30 protein-coding genes are annotated in these 17,072 nt (G+C 58.6%); 29 read left to right on the plus strand and 1 reads right to left on the minus strand.

Annotated features, from left to right (window positions below; translation table 11 throughout):
- Positions 1-151 precede the first annotated feature (151 nt).
- The 29 genes from rpsJ (at position 152) to PIN01S_RS24705 (ending at position 15,681) form a co-directional block, all read left to right on the plus strand.
- A complete protein-coding gene (rpsJ, locus tag PIN01S_RS24565; RefSeq protein WP_003463313.1) occupies positions 152-463 on the plus strand; it encodes a 30S ribosomal protein S10 in 312 nt (103 codons plus the stop codon).
- 84 nt (positions 464-547) lie between these two features.
- Positions 548-1,183, plus strand: a complete 636-nt coding sequence (gene rplC, locus PIN01S_RS24570) for a 50S ribosomal protein L3 (RefSeq protein WP_084339548.1) — start codon at positions 548-550, stop codon at positions 1,181-1,183.
- Positions 1,184-1,198: 15 nt separating this feature from the next.
- Positions 1,199-1,801 (plus strand): 50S ribosomal protein L4, encoded by a 603-nt coding sequence (rplD, locus tag PIN01S_RS24575; RefSeq protein WP_084339549.1) that lies wholly within the window; start codon positions 1,199-1,201, stop codon positions 1,799-1,801.
- Positions 1,798-2,097: a 50S ribosomal protein L23 gene (gene rplW, locus PIN01S_RS24580; RefSeq protein ID WP_084339550.1), complete on the plus strand. Its 300-nt coding sequence runs from the start codon at positions 1,798-1,800 to the stop codon at positions 2,095-2,097. The genes rplD and rplW overlap by 4 nt, the downstream gene beginning before the upstream one ends.
- 14 nt (positions 2,098-2,111) lie before the next feature.
- Positions 2,112-2,933 (plus strand): 50S ribosomal protein L2, encoded by an 822-nt coding sequence (gene rplB, locus PIN01S_RS24585; protein ID WP_084339551.1) that lies wholly within the window; start codon positions 2,112-2,114, stop codon positions 2,931-2,933.
- A gap of 16 nt (positions 2,934-2,949) precedes the next feature.
- On the plus strand, positions 2,950-3,225 hold the full coding sequence (rpsS, locus tag PIN01S_RS24590) for a 30S ribosomal protein S19 (RefSeq protein WP_084339552.1): 276 nt from the start codon (positions 2,950-2,952) through the stop codon (positions 3,223-3,225).
- 13 nt (positions 3,226-3,238) lie between these two features.
- Positions 3,239-3,571, plus strand: coding sequence for a 50S ribosomal protein L22 (gene rplV, locus PIN01S_RS24595; protein ID WP_003103908.1), 333 nt, complete (start codon positions 3,239-3,241; stop codon positions 3,569-3,571).
- A gap of 13 nt (positions 3,572-3,584) precedes the next feature.
- Positions 3,585-4,271, plus strand: a complete 687-nt coding sequence (gene rpsC / locus PIN01S_RS24600; protein WP_084339553.1) for a 30S ribosomal protein S3 — start codon at positions 3,585-3,587, stop codon at positions 4,269-4,271.
- 12 nt (positions 4,272-4,283) lie between these two features.
- Complete coding sequence (gene rplP / locus PIN01S_RS24605) at positions 4,284-4,697, plus strand: 50S ribosomal protein L16 (RefSeq protein ID WP_028238758.1); 414 nt, start codon at positions 4,284-4,286, stop codon at positions 4,695-4,697.
- Positions 4,697-4,888 carry a 50S ribosomal protein L29 gene (gene rpmC, locus PIN01S_RS24610; protein WP_016490538.1) on the plus strand — a complete coding sequence of 64 codons (192 nt, stop codon included), beginning with the start codon at positions 4,697-4,699 and terminating at the stop codon, positions 4,886-4,888. Before rplP ends, rpmC begins: the two co-directional genes overlap by 1 nt.
- Positions 4,889-4,890: 2 nt before the next feature.
- A complete protein-coding gene (gene rpsQ / locus PIN01S_RS24615; protein ID WP_084339554.1) occupies positions 4,891-5,157 on the plus strand; it encodes a 30S ribosomal protein S17 in 267 nt (88 codons plus the stop codon).
- Positions 5,158-5,180: 23 nt separating this feature from the next.
- Positions 5,181-5,549, plus strand: a complete 369-nt coding sequence (rplN, locus tag PIN01S_RS24620; RefSeq protein WP_003448734.1) for a 50S ribosomal protein L14 — start codon at positions 5,181-5,183, stop codon at positions 5,547-5,549.
- Between the two features lie 12 nt (positions 5,550-5,561).
- Complete coding sequence (gene rplX / locus PIN01S_RS24625; RefSeq protein ID WP_084339555.1) at positions 5,562-5,876, plus strand: 50S ribosomal protein L24; 315 nt, start codon at positions 5,562-5,564, stop codon at positions 5,874-5,876.
- 20 nt (positions 5,877-5,896) lie between these two features.
- The gene (gene rplE / locus PIN01S_RS24630; RefSeq protein WP_084339556.1) at positions 5,897-6,436 is read left to right on the plus strand and encodes a 50S ribosomal protein L5; all 540 of its coding nucleotides are present in this window, start codon (positions 5,897-5,899) and stop codon (positions 6,434-6,436) included.
- Positions 6,437-6,448: 12 nt separating this feature from the next.
- Positions 6,449-6,754 (plus strand): 30S ribosomal protein S14, encoded by a 306-nt coding sequence (rpsN, locus tag PIN01S_RS24635; protein ID WP_084339557.1) that lies wholly within the window; start codon positions 6,449-6,451, stop codon positions 6,752-6,754.
- Positions 6,755-6,941: 187 nt separating this feature from the next.
- Positions 6,942-7,334, plus strand: a complete 393-nt coding sequence (gene rpsH / locus PIN01S_RS24640) for a 30S ribosomal protein S8 (protein ID WP_084339558.1) — start codon at positions 6,942-6,944, stop codon at positions 7,332-7,334.
- Between the two features lie 12 nt (positions 7,335-7,346).
- Positions 7,347-7,880: a 50S ribosomal protein L6 gene (gene rplF, locus PIN01S_RS24645; RefSeq protein WP_084339559.1), complete on the plus strand. Its 534-nt coding sequence runs from the start codon at positions 7,347-7,349 to the stop codon at positions 7,878-7,880.
- 10 nt (positions 7,881-7,890) lie between these two features.
- Positions 7,891-8,241, plus strand: a complete 351-nt coding sequence (gene rplR / locus PIN01S_RS24650) for a 50S ribosomal protein L18 (protein ID WP_084339560.1) — start codon at positions 7,891-7,893, stop codon at positions 8,239-8,241.
- Positions 8,242-8,244: 3 nt separating this feature from the next.
- The gene (gene rpsE, locus PIN01S_RS24655) at positions 8,245-8,745 is read left to right on the plus strand and encodes a 30S ribosomal protein S5 (protein WP_028629279.1); all 501 of its coding nucleotides are present in this window, start codon (positions 8,245-8,247) and stop codon (positions 8,743-8,745) included.
- A gap of 2 nt (positions 8,746-8,747) precedes the next feature.
- Positions 8,748-8,930 carry a 50S ribosomal protein L30 gene (gene rpmD, locus PIN01S_RS24660; protein ID WP_084339561.1) on the plus strand — a complete coding sequence of 61 codons (183 nt, stop codon included), beginning with the start codon at positions 8,748-8,750 and terminating at the stop codon, positions 8,928-8,930.
- Positions 8,931-8,933: 3 nt separating this feature from the next.
- Positions 8,934-9,368 carry a 50S ribosomal protein L15 gene (gene rplO, locus PIN01S_RS24665; protein ID WP_084339562.1) on the plus strand — a complete coding sequence of 145 codons (435 nt, stop codon included), beginning with the start codon at positions 8,934-8,936 and terminating at the stop codon, positions 9,366-9,368.
- Positions 9,369-10,697 (plus strand): preprotein translocase subunit SecY, encoded by a 1,329-nt coding sequence (secY, locus tag PIN01S_RS24670; RefSeq protein WP_084339563.1) that lies wholly within the window; start codon positions 9,369-9,371, stop codon positions 10,695-10,697. It begins immediately after the preceding gene.
- Positions 10,698-10,725: 28 nt separating this feature from the next.
- Complete coding sequence (rpmJ, locus tag PIN01S_RS24675; RefSeq protein ID WP_002555468.1) at positions 10,726-10,842, plus strand: 50S ribosomal protein L36; 117 nt, start codon at positions 10,726-10,728, stop codon at positions 10,840-10,842.
- A gap of 133 nt (positions 10,843-10,975) precedes the next feature.
- Positions 10,976-11,332, plus strand: a complete 357-nt coding sequence (rpsM, locus tag PIN01S_RS24680) for a 30S ribosomal protein S13 (protein ID WP_084339564.1) — start codon at positions 10,976-10,978, stop codon at positions 11,330-11,332.
- A gap of 30 nt (positions 11,333-11,362) precedes the next feature.
- Complete coding sequence (rpsK, locus tag PIN01S_RS24685) at positions 11,363-11,752, plus strand: 30S ribosomal protein S11 (RefSeq protein ID WP_003093689.1); 390 nt, start codon at positions 11,363-11,365, stop codon at positions 11,750-11,752.
- Positions 11,753-11,768: 16 nt separating this feature from the next.
- Complete coding sequence (rpsD, locus tag PIN01S_RS24690) at positions 11,769-12,389, plus strand: 30S ribosomal protein S4 (RefSeq protein WP_084339565.1); 621 nt, start codon at positions 11,769-11,771, stop codon at positions 12,387-12,389.
- Positions 12,390-12,411: 22 nt separating this feature from the next.
- A complete protein-coding gene (locus PIN01S_RS24695) occupies positions 12,412-13,413 on the plus strand; it encodes a DNA-directed RNA polymerase subunit alpha (RefSeq protein WP_084339566.1) in 1,002 nt (333 codons plus the stop codon).
- 44 nt (positions 13,414-13,457) lie between these two features.
- The gene (gene rplQ / locus PIN01S_RS24700) at positions 13,458-13,847 is read left to right on the plus strand and encodes a 50S ribosomal protein L17 (protein WP_084339567.1); all 390 of its coding nucleotides are present in this window, start codon (positions 13,458-13,460) and stop codon (positions 13,845-13,847) included.
- Between the two features lie 376 nt (positions 13,848-14,223).
- Positions 14,224-15,681, plus strand: a complete 1,458-nt coding sequence (locus PIN01S_RS24705) for a catalase (RefSeq protein WP_084339568.1) — start codon at positions 14,224-14,226, stop codon at positions 15,679-15,681.
- A 62-nt stretch (positions 15,682-15,743) separates the two neighbouring features.
- Here the strand turns inward: PIN01S_RS24705 and PIN01S_RS24710 are convergent, their stop codons facing one another.
- Positions 15,744-17,012, minus strand: coding sequence for a M14 family zinc carboxypeptidase (locus PIN01S_RS24710; protein ID WP_084339569.1), 1,269 nt, complete (start codon positions 17,010-17,012; stop codon positions 15,744-15,746).
- Positions 17,013-17,072 lie beyond the last annotated feature (60 nt).

The raw sequence follows: 17,072 nt of genomic DNA on the forward strand, positions 1-17,072 counted from the left end.
AAGGTCGCGCGGTAATGGAAAGGCCCCTTCGGGGGCCTTTTCTATTATTGATCATTTATTGACACCCCCTGGGCTCATCCGTACAATTGCGCCTCCTTTTATCGGGCGTATTGCGTCCGGTGGGGATGGCAACTTGGAGTCTGAGGTCAAAATGCAAAACCAACAAATCCGTATTCGGTTGAAGGCTTTTGACCATCGCCTGATCGATCAATCTACCCAGGAAATCGTGGAAACCGCGAAACGTACTGGTGCTCAGGTGCGTGGTCCGATTCCTCTGCCTACCCGCAAAGAGCGGTACACCGTACTGGTCTCTCCGCACGTCAACAAGGACGCGCGCGATCAGTATGAAATCCGTACCCATAAGCGTGTGCTGGACATCGTTCAGCCGACCGATAAAACGGTCGATGCGCTCATGAAGCTCGATCTTGCGGCTGGCGTGGAAGTGCAGATCAGCCTCGGCTAAAACCTGCCAGGTTTTGGTCGTGTAACGCTCTGAAATGGGCGGCCATAGCGGGTGAAAGCCCCGTACACTCAAGAGGTTTTAAAAATGACTATTGGTGTAGTCGGTCGTAAGTGCGGCATGACCCGCATTTTCACCGAAGAAGGTGTCTCCATTCCGGTTACGGTCATTGAGGTCGAGCCGAATCGCGTCACCCAGTTCAAAACTGAAGAGAGCGATGGCTATCGCGCCGTGCAGGTGACTGTCGGCGAGCGTCGCGCTTCTCGTGTGACCAAGGCTCAGGCCGGTCACTTCGCCAAGGCCAATGTCGCTGCTGGTCGTAGCGTCTTGGAGTTCCGTCTGGAAGAGGGCGAGTATCAGGCGGGTGATCAGCTCAGTGTCGAGCTGTTCCAGGCGGGCCAACTGGTGGACGTCACCGGTCAGTCCAAAGGTAAGGGCTTTGCCGGTACCATCAAGCGCTGGAACTTCCGTGGTCAGGACAATACTCACGGTAACTCCGTTTCCCACCGCGTCCCTGGTTCCATTGGCCAGTGCCAGACTCCTGGTCGTGTGTTCAAGGGCAAGAAGATGTCCGGTCATATGGGCGCTGAGCGCGTGACCGTGCAGTCCCTGGAAATTGTGCGTGTCGACGCTGAGCGTAATCTGCTGCTGGTCAAGGGTGCCGTTCCTGGCGCTACCGGCGGTGATGTCGTCGTGCGTCCGGCAGCCAAGGCTCGCGGTTAAGAGGGGAATGCTGAGATGCAATTGAATGTAAATGGCGCTCAGGCGATCGAAGTCTCCGAGCGTACCTTTGGCGGCGAGTTCAACGAGACCCTCGTGCACCAGGCAGTCGTGGCCTACATGGCCGGCGGTCGTCAGGGCAGCAAGCAGCAGAAGAGCCGTTCCGACGTCTCTGGTGGCGGCAAGCGTCCGTGGCGTCAGAAGGGTACTGGTCGTGCCCGTGCTGGTACCACTCGTGGCCCGATCTGGCGTGGCGGTGGTGTCACCTTCGCTGCTCGTCCGCAGAATCATGAGCAGAAGCTCAACAAGAAGATGTATCGCGCAGCTCTGCGCTCCATCCTCTCCGAGCTGGTGCGTCAGGATCGTCTGGTCGTCGTCGAGGAGTTCGGTGTTGATGCGCCGAAGACCAAGGCTCTGCTGGGCAAGCTGAACGGCATGGGGCTGAACGATGTTCTGATCGTGTCCGATGCTGTTGATCAGAATCTCTATCTGGCCGCGCGCAACCTGCCGCACGTCGACGTTCGCGACGTACAGGGTTCCGATCCGGTCAGCCTGATCGCCTATGACAAGGTGCTGATCACCGTGTCCGCGGTGAAGAAGTTCGAGGAGCTGCTGGGATGAACCAGGAACGCGTATTCAAAGTGCTGCTTGGTCCGCACGTCTCCGAGAAAGCCACTGTGCTGGCGGACAGCAAGAGCCAATTCGTTTTCAAGGTTGCTACCGATGCAACCAAGCTGGAAATCAAGAAGGCCGTCGAAAGCCTGTTCAACGTGAAGGTGCAGAGCGTCACCACCCTGAATGTGAAGGGTAAGACCAAGCGCACCGTTCGCGGTCTGGGCAAGCGTAACGACTGGAAGAAGGCGTATATCGCCCTTCAGCCGGGCCAAGATCTCGATTTCGCCAGCAGTGCTGAGTAAGGAAGGGGTGCATCATGGCAATCGTTAAATGCAAACCGACTTCCGCTGGCCGCCGTTTCGTGGTCAAAGTGGTTGGTCAGGAGCTGCACAAGGGCGCTCCTTACGCTCCGCTGGTCGAGAAGAAGTCCAAGTCTGGCGGCCGTAACAACAATGGCCGTATCACTACCCGTCACATCGGTGGTGGTCACAAGCAGCATTACCGTCTGGTCGATTTTCGTCGCAACAAGGATGGCATTCCTGCCACCGTTGAGCGTATCGAATACGATCCGAACCGTACTGCCCACATCGCGCTGCTGAAGTATGCCGACGGCGAACGTCGCTACATCATCGCTCCGAAGGGTGTTAGCGCTGGTGATCAGCTGATTTCCGGTGTCAACGCGCCTATCAAGGCGGGCAATACTCTTCCGCTGCGCAACATCCCGGTTGGTAGCACCATTCACGGTGTTGAGCTGAAGCCTGGCAAAGGCGCTCAGATCGCTCGCTCCGCAGGTGCCTCCGTTCAGTTGGTGGCTCGTGAAGGTGCATACGTAACTCTGCGTCTGCGTTCCGGTGAGATGCGCAAGGTCCTGGCAGAGTGCCGTGCGACCCTGGGAGAAGTCTCGAACTCCGAGCACAGCCTGCGCTCGTTGGGCAAGGCCGGTGCCAAGCGCTGGCGTGGTGTTCGTCCGACCGTTCGCGGTGTGGCGATGAACCCTGTCGATCACCCGCATGGTGGTGGTGAAGGTCGTACCTCGGGTGGTCGTCATCCGGTGTCGCCATGGGGCTTCCCGACCAAGGGCGCGAAGACTCGTGCGAACAAGCGCACCGACAACATGATCGTCCGCCGCCGTAAGTAACTAGAGGGATACGACAGTGCCGCGTTCTCTGAAAAAAGGTCCTTTTATCGATCTTCACCTACTGAAGAAGGTCGAAGTGGCGGTGGAAAAGGGCGATCGCAAGCCGGTCAAGACCTGGTCGCGTCGCTCCATGATCCTGCCGCAGATGGTTGGTCTGACCATCGCTGTGCATAACGGTCGTCAGCATGTTCCTGTTCTCATCAACGAGGACATGGTCGGCCACAAACTGGGCGAGTTCGCCGCTACCCGCACCTATCGCGGGCACGCTGCGGACAAGAAAGCCAAGCGTTAAGGGGTAAGGAACGATGGAAGTAGCCGCTAAGCTGTCGGGCGCTCGAATCTCCGCCCAGAAAGCCCGCTTGGTCGCCGACCAGATCCGCGGGAAGAAGGTGGGCGAAGCGCTCAACCTCCTGGCTTTCAGCAGTAAGAAAGCCGCCGAGATCATGAAGAAAGTGCTGGAGTCGGCCGTGGCCAACGCCGAGCACAACGAAGGCGCAGACGTGGACGATCTCAAAGTCTCCACCGTTTTCGTCAACGAAGGGCGTTCGCTTAAGCGCATCATGCCGCGCGCCAAGGGCCGCGCTGATCGCATCGTCAAGCGGTCTTGCCATATCACTGTCAAGGTTGCGGACAAGTAACGGAGTCGATCAGATGGGTCAGAAAGTACATCCCGTTGGCATCCGCCTGGGAATCGTCAAGGAGCACACTTCGGTCTGGTATGCAGATAAGCGCACCTATGCGGATTATCTGCTGGCCGACCTGAAGGTCCGTGAGTACCTCCAAGACAAACTAAAAAGCGCGTCCGTAAGCCGCATCGATATCGCACGTCCGGCCCAAACCGCACGTGTGACCATCCATACCGCCCGTCCCGGCATCGTGATCGGCAAGAAGGGTGAGGATGTCGAGAAGCTGCGTCAGGACCTGACCAAGCAAATGGGTGTGCCGGTGCACATCAACATCGAAGAGATCCGCAAGCCGGAGCTCGATGCAATGTTGGTTGCTCAGAGCGTTGCCCAGCAGCTGGAGCGTCGCGTCATGTTCCGTCGTGCCATGAAGCGCGCGGTGCAGAACGCCATGCGTATTGGTGCCAAGGGCATCAAGATTCAGGTGAGCGGTCGCCTCGGCGGTGCGGAAATCGCCCGTACCGAGTGGTATCGCGAAGGTCGTGTGCCCCTGCACACCCTGCGTGCCGATATCGATTACGCCACCTATGAAGCGCACACCACCTACGGTGTGATTGGCGTCAAGGTCTGGATCTTCAAGGGTGAGGTCATCGGTGGCCGCCAGGAAGAGCTCAAGCCGCAAGCGCCCGCTCCTCGTAAAAAAGCTGCTAAGTAAGGGGTACGCCAAATGTTGCAACCAAAGCGTACGAAGTTCCGCAAGCAGATGACCGGCCACAACCGTGGTCTGGCTCAGCGCGGTAGCAAAGTCAGCTTCGGCGAGTTTGCTCTGAAATCCGTGAGCCGTGGTCGTCTCACCGCTCGTCAGATCGAGGCCGCGCGTCGTGCCTTGACCCGTCACGTGAAGCGTGGCGGCAAGATCTGGATCCGCGTGTTCCCCGATAAGCCGGTTACCAAGAAGCCCCTCGAAGTACGTATGGGTAAAGGTAAGGGTAACGTCGAGTACTGGGTAGCCCAGATTCAACCGGGCAAAGTCCTCTACGAGATCGAGGGTGTTTCCGAAGAGCTGGCGCGTGAGGCTTTCGCCCTGGCCGCTGCAAAGCTGCCGCTCGCCACCTCCTTTGTTAAGCGGACGGTGATGTGATGAAAGCGAATGAACTTCGTGAAAAATCCGTACAGCAGCTGAACGAGCAACTGCTCGGCCTGCTGCGCGACCAGTTCAATCTGCGTATGCAGAAGGCAACTGGCCAGTTGGGGCAGTCTCACCTGCTCTCGCAAGTGAAGCGCGACATCGCTCGCGTGAAAACTGTGCTCAACCAGCAAGCAGGTAAGTAATCATGGCTGAAGCTCAGAAAACCGTCCGTACGCTGACCGGCCGTGTCGTCAGCGACAAAATGGACAAGACCATCACCGTCCTGATCGAGCGCCGCGTGAAGCACCCGATCTACGGTAAATACGTGAAGCGTTCGACCAAGCTGCACGCCCACGACGAAACCAACCAGTGCCGTATCGGCGACAAGGTCACCATTCGCGAGACCCGTCCGCTGGCCAAGACCAAGTCCTGGATGCTGGTGGAAGTCGTCGAGCGCGCGGTGGAAGTCTAAGAGACTAAGGGTCGGAGAAAGTTATGATTCAGACTCAATCCATGCTCGATGTGGCCGACAACAGCGGCGCTCGTCGCGTCATGTGCATCAAGGTGTTGGGCGGCTCTCACCGTCGTTACGCCGGCATCGGCGACATCATCAAGGTCACCGTGAAGGAAGCGATTCCGCGCGGTAAGGTGAAGAAGGGCCAGGTGATGACCGCTGTCGTGGTCCGCACCAAGCACGGCGTTCGTCGTCCTGATGGCTCGATCATCCGTTTCGACGGCAACGCTGCTGTTCTGCTGAACAACAAGCAGGAGCCGATCGGCACTCGTATCTTCGGGCCGGTGACTCGTGAACTTCGCTCTGAGAAGTTCATGAAGATCGTTTCGCTCGCCCCTGAAGTGCTGTAAGGAGAAGCCGTCATGCAAAAGATTCGTCGTGACGACGAGATCATCGTCATCGCCGGCAAAGACAAGGGCAAGCGTGGCAAGGTGCTCAAGGTTCTCGCGGACGACCGTCTGGTCGTCGGTGGGATCAACTTGGTCAAGCGCCATACCAAGCCAAACCCGATGCTGGGCGTACAAGGCGGGATCGTCGAGAAAGAGGCGCCGCTGCACGCTTCTAACGTGGCCATCTTCAATGCTGAAACCAACAAGGCTGACCGTGTTGGTTTCAAGGTGGAAGAAGGCAAAAAAATTCGTGTCTTCAAGTCGACCCAAAAGCCGGTTGATGCTTGAGCACTGCTAGGTAGATCACCATGGCACGACTAAAAGAGATTTATCGGAAGGAAATCGCGCCCAAGCTGAAAGAGCAACTTCAGCTGGCCAACGTGATGGAAGTTCCGCGCGTTACCAAAATCACCCTGAACATGGGTCTTGGCGAAGCGGTAGGTGACAAGAAAGTCATCGAGAACGCTGTCGCCGATCTGGAGAAGATCACCGGTCAGAAGCCGGTGGTGACTTACGCTCGCAAGTCCATCGCTGGTTTCAAGATCCGCGAAGGCTGGCCGATCGGCGTCAAGGTCACCCTGCGTCGCGACCGGATGTACGAGTTCCTGGATCGTCTGCTTTCCATTTCCCTGCCGCGCGTGCGTGACTTCCGCGGCCTGAATGCCAAGTCCTTCGACGGACGCGGCAACTACAGCATGGGTGTGAAGGAGCAGATCATCTTCCCGGAAATCGATTACGACAAGATCGATGCGCTCCGTGGTCTGGATATCACTCTGACCACTACCGCCCGTACCGATGATGAAGGTCGTGCTTTACTGCGCGCCTTCAACTTCCCGTTCCGCAACTGATTGGAGTAGGAAATGGCCAAACAGAGCATGAAAAACCGTGAGCTGAAGCGTCAGCAAACGGTAGCCAAGTACGCCAAGAAGCGTGCTGAGCTGAAAGCTATCATCGCCAACCCGAACTCCACTCCGGAAGCGCGTTGGGAGGCTCAGATTGCCCTGCAGAAGCAGCCGCGTGATGCGAGCGCTTCCCGCCTGCGCAATCGGTGCCGTCTGACCGGTCGTCCTCATGGCGTTTATCGCAAGTTCGGGCTTGCCCGTAACATGCTGCGCCAGGCCGCCATGCGTGGTGACGTACCGGGTCTGGTCAAGGCCAGCTGGTAAGGGCATATGTAGTGAGCGTCGGAGGCTTGCCTCCCCGTTCACGGTGAATCGAATCAAGCCCCTTTTGGGGCTTGATTCATTTCTGAGCACTCTCTAGAATGACCGGCTCTCCTGAGCCCGGGTTTTTCGTGGTGCTCAGGTGGATACAGCCGCAAGGCTTTCTTTTTGTTTCAGGAGCATCTAGCCCATGAGTATGCAGGACCCGTTAGCGGACATGCTAACTCGTATCCGTAATGCCCAGATGGCTGAGAAGACCGTGGTTAGCATGCCGTCTTCCAAGCTGAAGGTGGCAGTCGCCAACGTTCTGAAGAGCGAAGGTTATATCACCGGATACCAAGTCAGCAGCGACGCCAAGCCGTTGCTGTCCATCGAGCTTAAGTATTTCGAAGGCCGTCCGGTCATTGAAGAGCTCAAGCGCGTTAGTCGTCCTGGCCTGCGCCAGTACAAGTCCGTCGACCAGTTGCCGAAAGTTCGCGGTGGCCTGGGCGTTTCGATCGTTTCCACCAACAAGGGTGTGATGACCGATCGTGCTGCTCGCGCTGCTGGCGTTGGCGGCGAAGTGCTTTGCACTGTGTTCTAAGGGGGGATAAGCATGTCTCGCGTTGCTAAGAACCCCGTCAAGCTGCCCGCCGGCGTGGAAGTAAAACTGGTCGGCCAGGTCCTTTCGGTGAAAGGTGCCAAGGGTGCGCTGGATCTGAACGTACATCCGTCCGTGGAGGTCACCCATGAGGCGGGCGAGCTGCGTTTCGCTGCTCGTAATGGCGATCAGCAGAACAAGGCCATGGCTGGCACTACTCGTGCCCTGGTCAACAACATGGTTATCGGCGTTAGCCAGGGCTTCGAGCGCAAGCTTCAGCTGGTTGGCGTTGGTTACAAGGCTCAGGCCAAAGGTCAGGTGCTGTCCCTGGCTCTCGGCTTCTCTCATCCGGTGGATTACGAATTGCCGCAAGGCGTCACTGCCGAGACTCCCAGCCAGACCGACATCCTGATCAAGGGTATCGACAAGCAGCTGGTAGGTCAGGTGGCTGCTGAGATCCGCGACTTCCGCCGGCCGGAGCCTTACAAAGGCAAGGGCGTACGTTACTCGGACGAAGTCGTCCGTCGTAAAGAAGCTAAGAAGAAGTAGGGCATAGCAAATGAGCGTAAAGAAAGAAACTCGTCTGCGTCGCGCTCGCAAGGCACGCCTGAAAATGCGCGAGCTGGAAACCGTACGCCTTTGCGTGTACCGCTCTTCCCAGCACATCTACGCCCAGGTCATTTCGGCCGACGGCGGCAAGGTCCTGGCCAGTGCCTCGACCTTGGACAAAGAACTGCGTGATGGTGCCACCGGCAACGTCGACGCGGCCAAGAAGGTTGGTCAGCTGGTGGCTGAGCGTGCGAAAGCCGCCGGCGTCACTCAGGTGGCGTTCGATCGTTCTGGCTTCAAGTACCACGGTCGTGTGAAGGCATTGGCCGATGCTGCTCGTGAAGGCGGGCTGGAGTTCTAAGTTATGGCAAATAACGAGCAAAAGCGCGACGAAGGCTACATCGAGAAGCTGGTTCAGGTTAATCGCGTCGCCAAAACCGTTAAGGGTGGCCGTATTTTCACCTTCACCGCGTTGACCGTGGTGGGTGATGGCAAGGGTCGTGTCGGTTTCGGCCGCGGTAAGTCCCGTGAAGTCCCTGCCGCCATTCAGAAGGCTATGGAGGCGGCTCGCCGCAACATGATCCAGGTCGATCTGAACGGCACCACTCTGCAGTACCCGATCAAGTCCGCTCATGGTGCCTCCAAGGTGTTCATGCAGCCGGCCTCCGAAGGTACCGGTATCATCGCCGGCGGTGCCATGCGTGCCGTTCTGGAAGTGGCTGGTGTTCAAAACGTCCTGGCCAAGTGCTACGGCTCGACCAATCCGGTGAACGTGGTCTACGCCACTTTCAAAGGGCTGAAGAACATGCAGTCTCCGGAGTCGGTAGCGGCCAAGCGTGGCAAGAGCGTCGAGGAGATTCTCTGATCATGGCTAACGCAACTGTTAAGGTCACCTTGGTCAAGAGCCTGAACGGCCGTCTGGCCAATCACAAGGCTTGCGTCAAGGGTCTCGGCCTGCGTCGCATCGGTCATACCGTTGAGGTTCAGGACACTCCTGAAAACCGCGGCATGATCAACAAGGCCTATTACCTTCTGCGTGTGGAGGGTTAATCCATGCAACTGAACGATCTGCGTTCCGCGCCGGGTGCCCGTCGCGAAAAGCTGCGTCCGGGCCGTGGTATCGGTAGCGGTCTGGGCAAGACCGGCGGCCGTGGCCATAAAGGCCAGACCTCCCGTTCCGGCGGTAAGATTGCTCCCGGTTTCGAGGGTGGTCAGCAGCCTCTGCACCGTCGTCTGCCCAAGTTCGGTTTCGTATCCCTGAAGGCTATGGATCGCGCTGAAGTGCGCACTTCCGAGCTGGCCAAGGTGGAAGGCGACGTCGTTACTGTGCAGGCGCTTAAGGATGCCAACGTCATTAACCAGAACGTGCAGCGTGTGAAAATCATGCTCTCGGGCGAGGTTGGTCGTGCGGTCACCCTGAAAGGTATCGCCGCCACCAAGGGTGCGCGTGCGGCCATCGAAGCAGCTGGCGGCAAAATCGAGGACTAAATGGCTAAGCAAGGTGCTCTCTCCGCGCTCAGCAATGGCGGGTTGTCCGAACTCTGGGCTCGACTGCGTTTCCTTTTCCTGGCGATCATCGTCTACCGGATTGGAGCGCACATCCCAGTACCAGGTATCAACCCTGACCGGCTGGCCGACCTGTTCCGGCAGAACGAGGGGACCATTCTTAGCCTATTCAACATGTTTTCCGGCGGTGCGCTGGAGCGGATGAGTATCTTCGCGCTGGGGATCATGCCGTACATCTCGGCATCGATCATCATGCAGTTGATGACAGCCGTCAGCCCGCAGTTGGAACAGTTGAAGAAGGAAGGGGAAGCTGGCCGTCGCAAGATTAGCCAGTACACCCGCTACGGCACTCTCGTCCTGGCACTCGTCCAGGCCATCGGCATGTCGATCGGTCTGGCGAGCCAGGGCGTAGCGTTCACTACCGATTTCGGCTTCCACTTCGTAGCCGTCACCACCTTCGTGGCGGGGGCGATGTTCATGATGTGGTTGGGTGAGCAAATCACCGAGCGCGGTGTCGGCAACGGTATCTCGATGCTGATTTTCGCTGGCATCGTGGCTGGCTTGCCGTCGGCAATCGGGAAGTCTTTCGAGTCTGCCCGTCAAGGTGATATCAATATCATCGCCTTGCTTGCCATCGGTCTGCTGGCGGTAGCGATCATTGGTTTTGTGGTGTTCATCGAGCGTGGTCAGCGCCGTATCGCGGTGCACTATGCCAAGCGTCAGCAGGGCCGCAAGGTCTTTGCCGCGCAAACCAGTCACCTGCCTCTGAAGGTGAACATGGCTGGCGTCATTCCGGCTATTTTCGCTAGCAGCATCCTGTTGTTCCCGGCCTCTTTGGGGTCCTGGTTCGGTCAGGGTGAGGGCATGGGTTGGTTGCAGGACATCGCTCAGTCGATTGCTCCCGGTCAGCCGTTGAATATTCTGCTGTTTAGTGCAGGGATCATTTTCTTCTGCTTCTTCTATACGGCTCTGATGTTCAACCCGAAGGACGTAGCGGAAAACCTGAAGAAGTCCGGTGCCTTTATTCCGGGTATTCGTCCGGGCGAGCAGTCCGCGCGCTATATCGATGGCGTGTTGACTCGCTTGACCATGTTCGGTGCCCTGTACATGACGGCCGTATGCCTGTTGCCCCAGTTCCTGGTGGTGGCGGCCAACGTACCGTTCTACCTTGGCGGGACCTCGTTGCTGATCGTGGTTGTGGTTGTGATGGACTTCATGTCCCAAGTACAATCGCACCTCGTTTCCCACCAGTACGAATCCCTGATGAAAAAAGCCAACCTGAAGGGTTACGGCAGCGGCATGCTCCGCTGACGTGTCCGTAAGGTTCGAGGAGTTGGTGATGAAAGTTCGTGCATCGGTGAAGAAGCTGTGCCGTAACTGCAAGATCATCCGTCGCGAAGGTGTTGTTCGCGTGATCTGCAGTGCGGAGCCGCGTCACAAGCAGCGCCAAGGCTGATTGTGATTCACGCGTAATGAGCCCGGCAGCTAGTGCGCTGTCGGGTTGATTCTTTGTTATTACAGCGCTAATATCCCGCGCCCTATTTCTTGGCTTCCAGGGTGTGGGTAGCTGTCAATTGGAGTTCCACTGAATGGCCCGTATTGCAGGCGTCAACATTCCAGATAACAAGCATACTGTTATCTCGCTGACCTACATCTACGGTGTTGGTCGCACCACTGCGCAGAGCATCTGCGCTGCTGCTGGCGTAAACCCGGCGGCGAAAATCAAGGATCTCTCCGACGAGCAGATCGAGCTGCTGCGTGGCGAAGTGGCCAAGATCACCACTGAGGGTGACCTGCGTCGCGAAGTCAACATGAAGATCAAGCGCTTGATGGATCTGGGCTGCTACCGCGGTCTGCGTCATCGCCGTGGCCTGCCGGTCCGCGGTCAGCGTACCAAGACCAACGCGCGTACCCGTAAGGGCCCGCGTAAGCCGATCCGCAAGTAATCGCATTCGCGAATCGACAGGAATCTAGTCATGGCAAAACCTGCTGCTCGTCCTCGTAAGAAAGTCAAAAAGACGGTGGTTGATGGCATCGCCCATATCCACGCGTCTTTCAACAATACCATCGTGACCATCACTGACCGTCAGGGCAATGCCTTGTCCTGGGCTACCTCCGGTGGTTCGGGCTTTCGCGGTTCCCGTAAGAGCACCCCGTTCGCTGCCCAGGTGGCTGCCGAGCGTGCCGGTCAGGCTGCTCTGGAATACGGTCTGAAGAACCTCGACGTTAACGTCAAGGGTCCGGGCCCGGGTCGCGAGTCCGCTGTGCGTGCTCTGAACGCCTGCGGCTACAAAATCGCCAGCATCACCGACGTGACGCCGATCCCGCACAACGGGTGCCGTCCGCCGAAGAAGCGTCGCGTGTAATAGGAGACAGTGAGAAATGGCTCGTTACATTGGTCCCAAGTGCAAACTGTCTCGTCGTGAAGGTACCGACCTCTTCCTGAAGAGTGGTGCTCGCGCGCTCGAATCCAAGTGCAACATCGAATCCGCTCCCGGTATCCATGGCCAGCGCCGTGGCCGCCTGTCCGACTACGGCACCCAGCTGCGTGAAAAGCAGAAAGTCCGCCGTATCTACGGTGTGCTGGAGCGTCAGTTCAGCGGCTACTACAAGGAAGCTGCCCGCAAGAAGGGTGCTACCGGTGAGAACCTGCTGCAGCTGCTCGAGTGCCGTCTGGACAACGTCGTCTATCGCATGGGCTTCGGTGCCACTCGTGCCGAATCCCGTCAGCTGGTTTCCCACAAGGCCATCACCGTCAATGGCAAGACCGTGAACGTTCCGTCGGTCCAGGTTCAGCCGGGCGACGTGGTTGCTGTGCGTGAAAAGTCGAAGAACCAGCTGCGCATCGTCCAAGCCCTCGAACTGTGCGCTCAGCGCGGTCGTGTCGAGTGGGTGGAAGTGGACGCAGAGAAGAAATCCGGTGTGTTCAAGAGCGTACCGGCTCGTAGCGATCTGTCCGCCGACATCAACGAAAACCTGATTGTCGAGCTCTACTCCAAGTAAGGGCTAGAAAATAGGTGTATCCATGCAGAGTTCGGTAAATGAGTTCCTGACCCCCCGCCATATCGATGTGCAGGTGGTCAGTCCGACCCGCGCCAAGATCACGCTCGAGCCTCTCGAGCGTGGTTTCGGCCATACCCTGGGCAACGCGCTGCGTCGCATCCTGTTGTCCTCCATGCCCGGCTGTGCAGTAGTCGAGGCCGAAATTGATGGCGTGCTCCACGAGTACAGCGCCATCGAAGGCGTGCAGGAAGATGTCATTGAAATCCTGCTCAACCTCAAAGGTCTGGCTATCAAGTTGCACGGCCGTGACGAAGTAACGCTGAACCTCTCCAAGAAGGGTTCGGGCGTGGTCACTGCTGCCGATATTCAGCTGGATCATGATGTCGAAATCGTCAACGGCGATCACGTGATTGCCAACCTGGCGGATAACGGCGCCCTGAACATGAAGCTCAAGATCGCTCGCGGTCGCGGCTACGAGCCGGCCGACGCGCGTCAGAGCGACGAAGACGAAAGCCGCAGCATCGGTCGCTTGCAGCTGGACGCTTCCTTCAGCCCGGTCCGTCGTGTTGCCTACGTGGTCGAAAACGCCCGTGTCGAGCAGCGCACCAACCTGGACAAGCTGGTTATCGATCTGGAAACCAACGGTACCCTGGACCCCGAAGAGGCCATCCGTCGTGCCGCGACCATCCTGCAACAGCAGCTGGCCGCGTTCGTCGACCTCAAGGGCGACAGCGAGCCGGTGGTTGTCGAGCAGGAAGATGAGATCGATCCGATCCTCCTGCGTCCGGTCGACGACCTCGAACTGACCGTACGTTCGGCCAACTGCCTGAAGGCGGAGAACATCTACTACATCGGCGACCTGATTCAGCGCACCGAAGTAGAGCTGTTGAAGACTCCGAACCTGGGCAAGAAGTCCCTGACCGAGATCAAGGACGTTCTGGCCTCCCGTGGTCTGTCCCTCGGTATGCGCCTCGACAACTGGCCGCCGGCAAGTCTGAAGAAAGACGACAAGGCTACGGCCTGATCGTCATCACCACCGAACGAACAAGTTTGGTAAGGAATTGAACCATGCGTCATCGTAAAAGTGGCCGTCATCTGAGCCGCACCAGCGCCCACCGCAAGGCCATGTTCCAGAACATGGCGGTGTCGCTGTTCGAGCACGAACTGATCAAAACCACCCTGCCCAAGGCCAAGGAGCTGCGTCGCGTTGCCGAGCCGCTGATCACCCTGGCCAAGGAAGACAGCGTCGCCAATCGTCGTCTGGCTTTCGACCGCACCCGTTCGAAAGCTGCCGTAGGCAAGCTGTTCAACGATCTGGGCAAGCGCTACGCCAACCGTCAGGGCGGCTACCTGCGCATCCTCAAGTGCGGTTTCCGCGCTGGCGACAACGCCCCGATGGCCTATGTCGAGCTGGTCGACCGTCCGGTCGGCGGCGCGGTAGAAGCTGCTGCCGAGTAACTTCGGGCGCTGTTAAAAAAACCGGGCTGTGCCCGGTTTTTTTATGCCCGATTAACTGGGAGAAGGTCGGGCTTAGCAGGCCCTGGCGAGTGAACTTGGCATCCCTGAAAGGGCGGCCCGGATAGTTCTGATTAATCCTTGCGGGCATTTACCAACCAGTCACTGTAGCTGGCCGGCGCAATGTCTACTCAAACTCCCGCGTATTAATTCCCGCTGACTTGCAATCCGTGGTTGCCATGCGCAGGGGCGGTCGGGTTCGCCTTTGTTTAGTATTCTCTATCAAACCCTTATGGGTAATGCATTGGTTCTCTTTTAGCCGCCTCGATACCCTTTCTGCACTAACCGATTTCGGTAAGGCTGAAAGGAGAGAGAACGCATGAGTCAGAAACCGATACTCACCACCGCCAGCGGCAGCCCGATCGCTGACAACCAGAATTCCCGTTCGGCGGGGCCTCGTGGTCCGTTGTTGCTCGATGACTTTCATCTGGTCGAGAAGCTTGCCCACTTCAACCGCGAGGTGATTCCGGAGCGTCGGGTTCACGCCAAGGGCTCCGGCGCATATGGCACCTTCACCGTGACCCAAGACATCACGCGTTACACTCGCGCCAAGCTGTTCGAGTCCGTGGGTAAGCAAACCCCCTTGTTCCTTCGTTTCTCCACAGTCGGTGGTGAGCGTGGCTCGGCCGATACCGAGCGTGACCCGCGCGGCTTTGCCATCAAGTTCTACACCGAGGAAGGCAACTGGGATGTCGTGGGGAACAACACGCCGGTGTTCTTCATTCGCGACCCGCTGAAGTTCCCGGATTTCATTCATACCCAGAAGCGTGATCCGCAAACCAACCTGAAGAGCCCGCAGATGATGTGGGACTTCTGGTCGTTGTCGCCCGAGGCGCTGCACCAGATCACCATTCTGTTTTCGGATCGCGGCATTCCGGACGGGTATCGCTTCATGCATGGCTTCGGTAGCCATACCTTCAGCCTGATCAATGCCCAAGGCGAACGGCATTGGGTGAAGTGGCACTACAAGTCGATGCAAGGCATCAAGAACCTGAGTCCAGAGGAGGCGGCACGTCTGGCTGGAACCGATCCGGATTACGCCCAGCGCGATCTATTCGCTGCCATCGAGCGGGGCGAGTATCCGAAATGGCGTGTGTGTATCCAGGTGATGTCCGAGGAACAGGCCACCCAGCATCACGAGAACCCGTTCGATGTGACCAAGACTTGGTCGCAGAGAGAATTCCCGCTGATCGAGGTCGGTGTCATCGAACTGAACCGCAATCCGCTGAACTATTTCGCCGAGGTGGAGCAGGCAGTCTTTGCACCGAGCAACGTCATCCCCGGCGTCGGCCTGTCGCCGGATCGGATGTTGCAAGGGCGTGTCTTCGCATACGCCGATGCGCACCGTTACCGGGTTGGCACCAACCATCAGCAGTTGCCGGTGAACGCGCCGCGTTGTCCGTACCACAATTATCAGCGCGACGGCGCCATGCGCTTCGACGGTAACGGTGGCTCGGCGCCCAACTATGAGCCGAACAGCTACGCCAATGCGCCGAAGCAGGCGCCCCAGTATGCCGAGCCGGCGTTGGCCTTGAGTGGTGCGGCAGATCGTTACGATCACCGGGAGGACGGCGATTACTACAGCCAGGCCGGTGCCTTGTTCCGTCTCATGAGTCCTGAGCAGCAGGCCCTGCTGATTGGCAACATCGTCGGTGCGATGCGCACGGTAACCCGTGATGTCCAGTTGCGTCAGATCGGCCACTTCCTCAAGGCCGATCCGGCTTACGGCCAGGGCATTGCCGAAGGCCTGGGAATCGCCGCCAGCGAAGTGATGTAGAGCATTGCCGCCGCAAAAAAGGCCGCAAGCACATGCTTGTGGCCTTTTTCATTCGTGTGGATTTATTCGTCGTGTGGGTTGGACAGCGGTTGGTCGGTTTCCTGACCTGGAGGCAGGATCCGGTCGGCTTCGGCCGGGTCGATGGCATACAGGCTGCCGTCTGCGCTGGCCAACAGGAGCGCTTCCAGCATTTCCCTGACATTGTTGCGCAGCATGCCGATGGACTTCTGGCCCCGGCTGTTCAAACCGGTGATTTCCATCAGAACGCTACCCCCCAGGGGGCCGCTGGCTCCGCTGTTCAACCGCTGTGTGCCTAGCAGGGCGTAGGCGTTGCGGGCGATGCCGGGCTCGCCGCCGCCACGGCGGATGCTGCCGTCCGGGTACTGATAGAAATAGTTGGTGATCTCCATGTTGCCCAGCTCCATGGAGCGACGCTTCATGACCACGCTCATCTGCTTCGACAGGTCCACGGCGACCTGGGCGACATCGTCATTGGCCGGCCAGGTAATGGATCCGGTGACCTGGCGATCCGGGCGATTGATGTCCGGGTCGGCGTCCTCGAGAACGACCGCCGGGTTCTGGTTGTGCACATCGACCAGCCAGATGGGCTGATAGCGATCATAGGCCGTGCGCACTGCTGTCGCTTCCGGAACCGGGTTCTGCCCGGGGTTGAAGTGGCGCTGATCGGCAAGCCCCGGGTTGCACAGTATCTGTGTGCTCTGGCTCCAGTCCGGCCAGTGGTAGCGGTTGATGTCGTAACTCCAGTCGCGCTGGCCATCGGCATCCGTGTAGGCGGTGACGTTGCTGCCCAGCCCTTGGTTCAGTTTGGCTGGGTCGACGGTGCCGTCGGTCTTCAGGCAACTGGCGCTGGTTTCCGGTGCGCTGAAGTCGGCGTTTCCGCGTGTGAACAGCGCGGTCCCGTCCGGATTGACCCTGGGAATGAACAGCACCTGGACGTGATCCAGTACCTGCCGGGAAAACGTGCCCCCAGTGGCCAGCTTGCGGATCAGATCGAGCGCGGCCTCGGTACCGTGGGGCTCGTTGCCGTGTTGCTGGGTCATGATCATCACGGTCGGCTTGTCCGCAGCGCCGAGCCGCGCCAGCCAGATGGGCCGGCCTTTTCCGCTGGTGCCGATTTGCTCCAGCGCCAGTACGCCCTTGGAGCGTCGAGCCAGGGCAGCGAGTTGATCGTATAGCTGCTCGTTGCTCATGAAGCCTTCGAGCGAGACGTTCTGTTCGTCGTTGACCCAGGGGCCATTGGGTTCCGCGGCGGCGGCAATGCCAGGCAACAGGCCGGCGCCGAGAAGGAAGGCGGCAATCGGAAGACGCATGGGAACTCTCCTTGTGCAAGACGGGAAGGGCCCCGCCTTACACGGCCCGGCGGGGTCCTG

It is taken from the genome of Pseudomonas indica NBRC 103045 (assembly GCF_002091635.1).
Classification (GTDB): Bacteria; Pseudomonadota; Gammaproteobacteria; order Pseudomonadales; family Pseudomonadaceae; genus Pseudomonas_M; species Pseudomonas_M indica.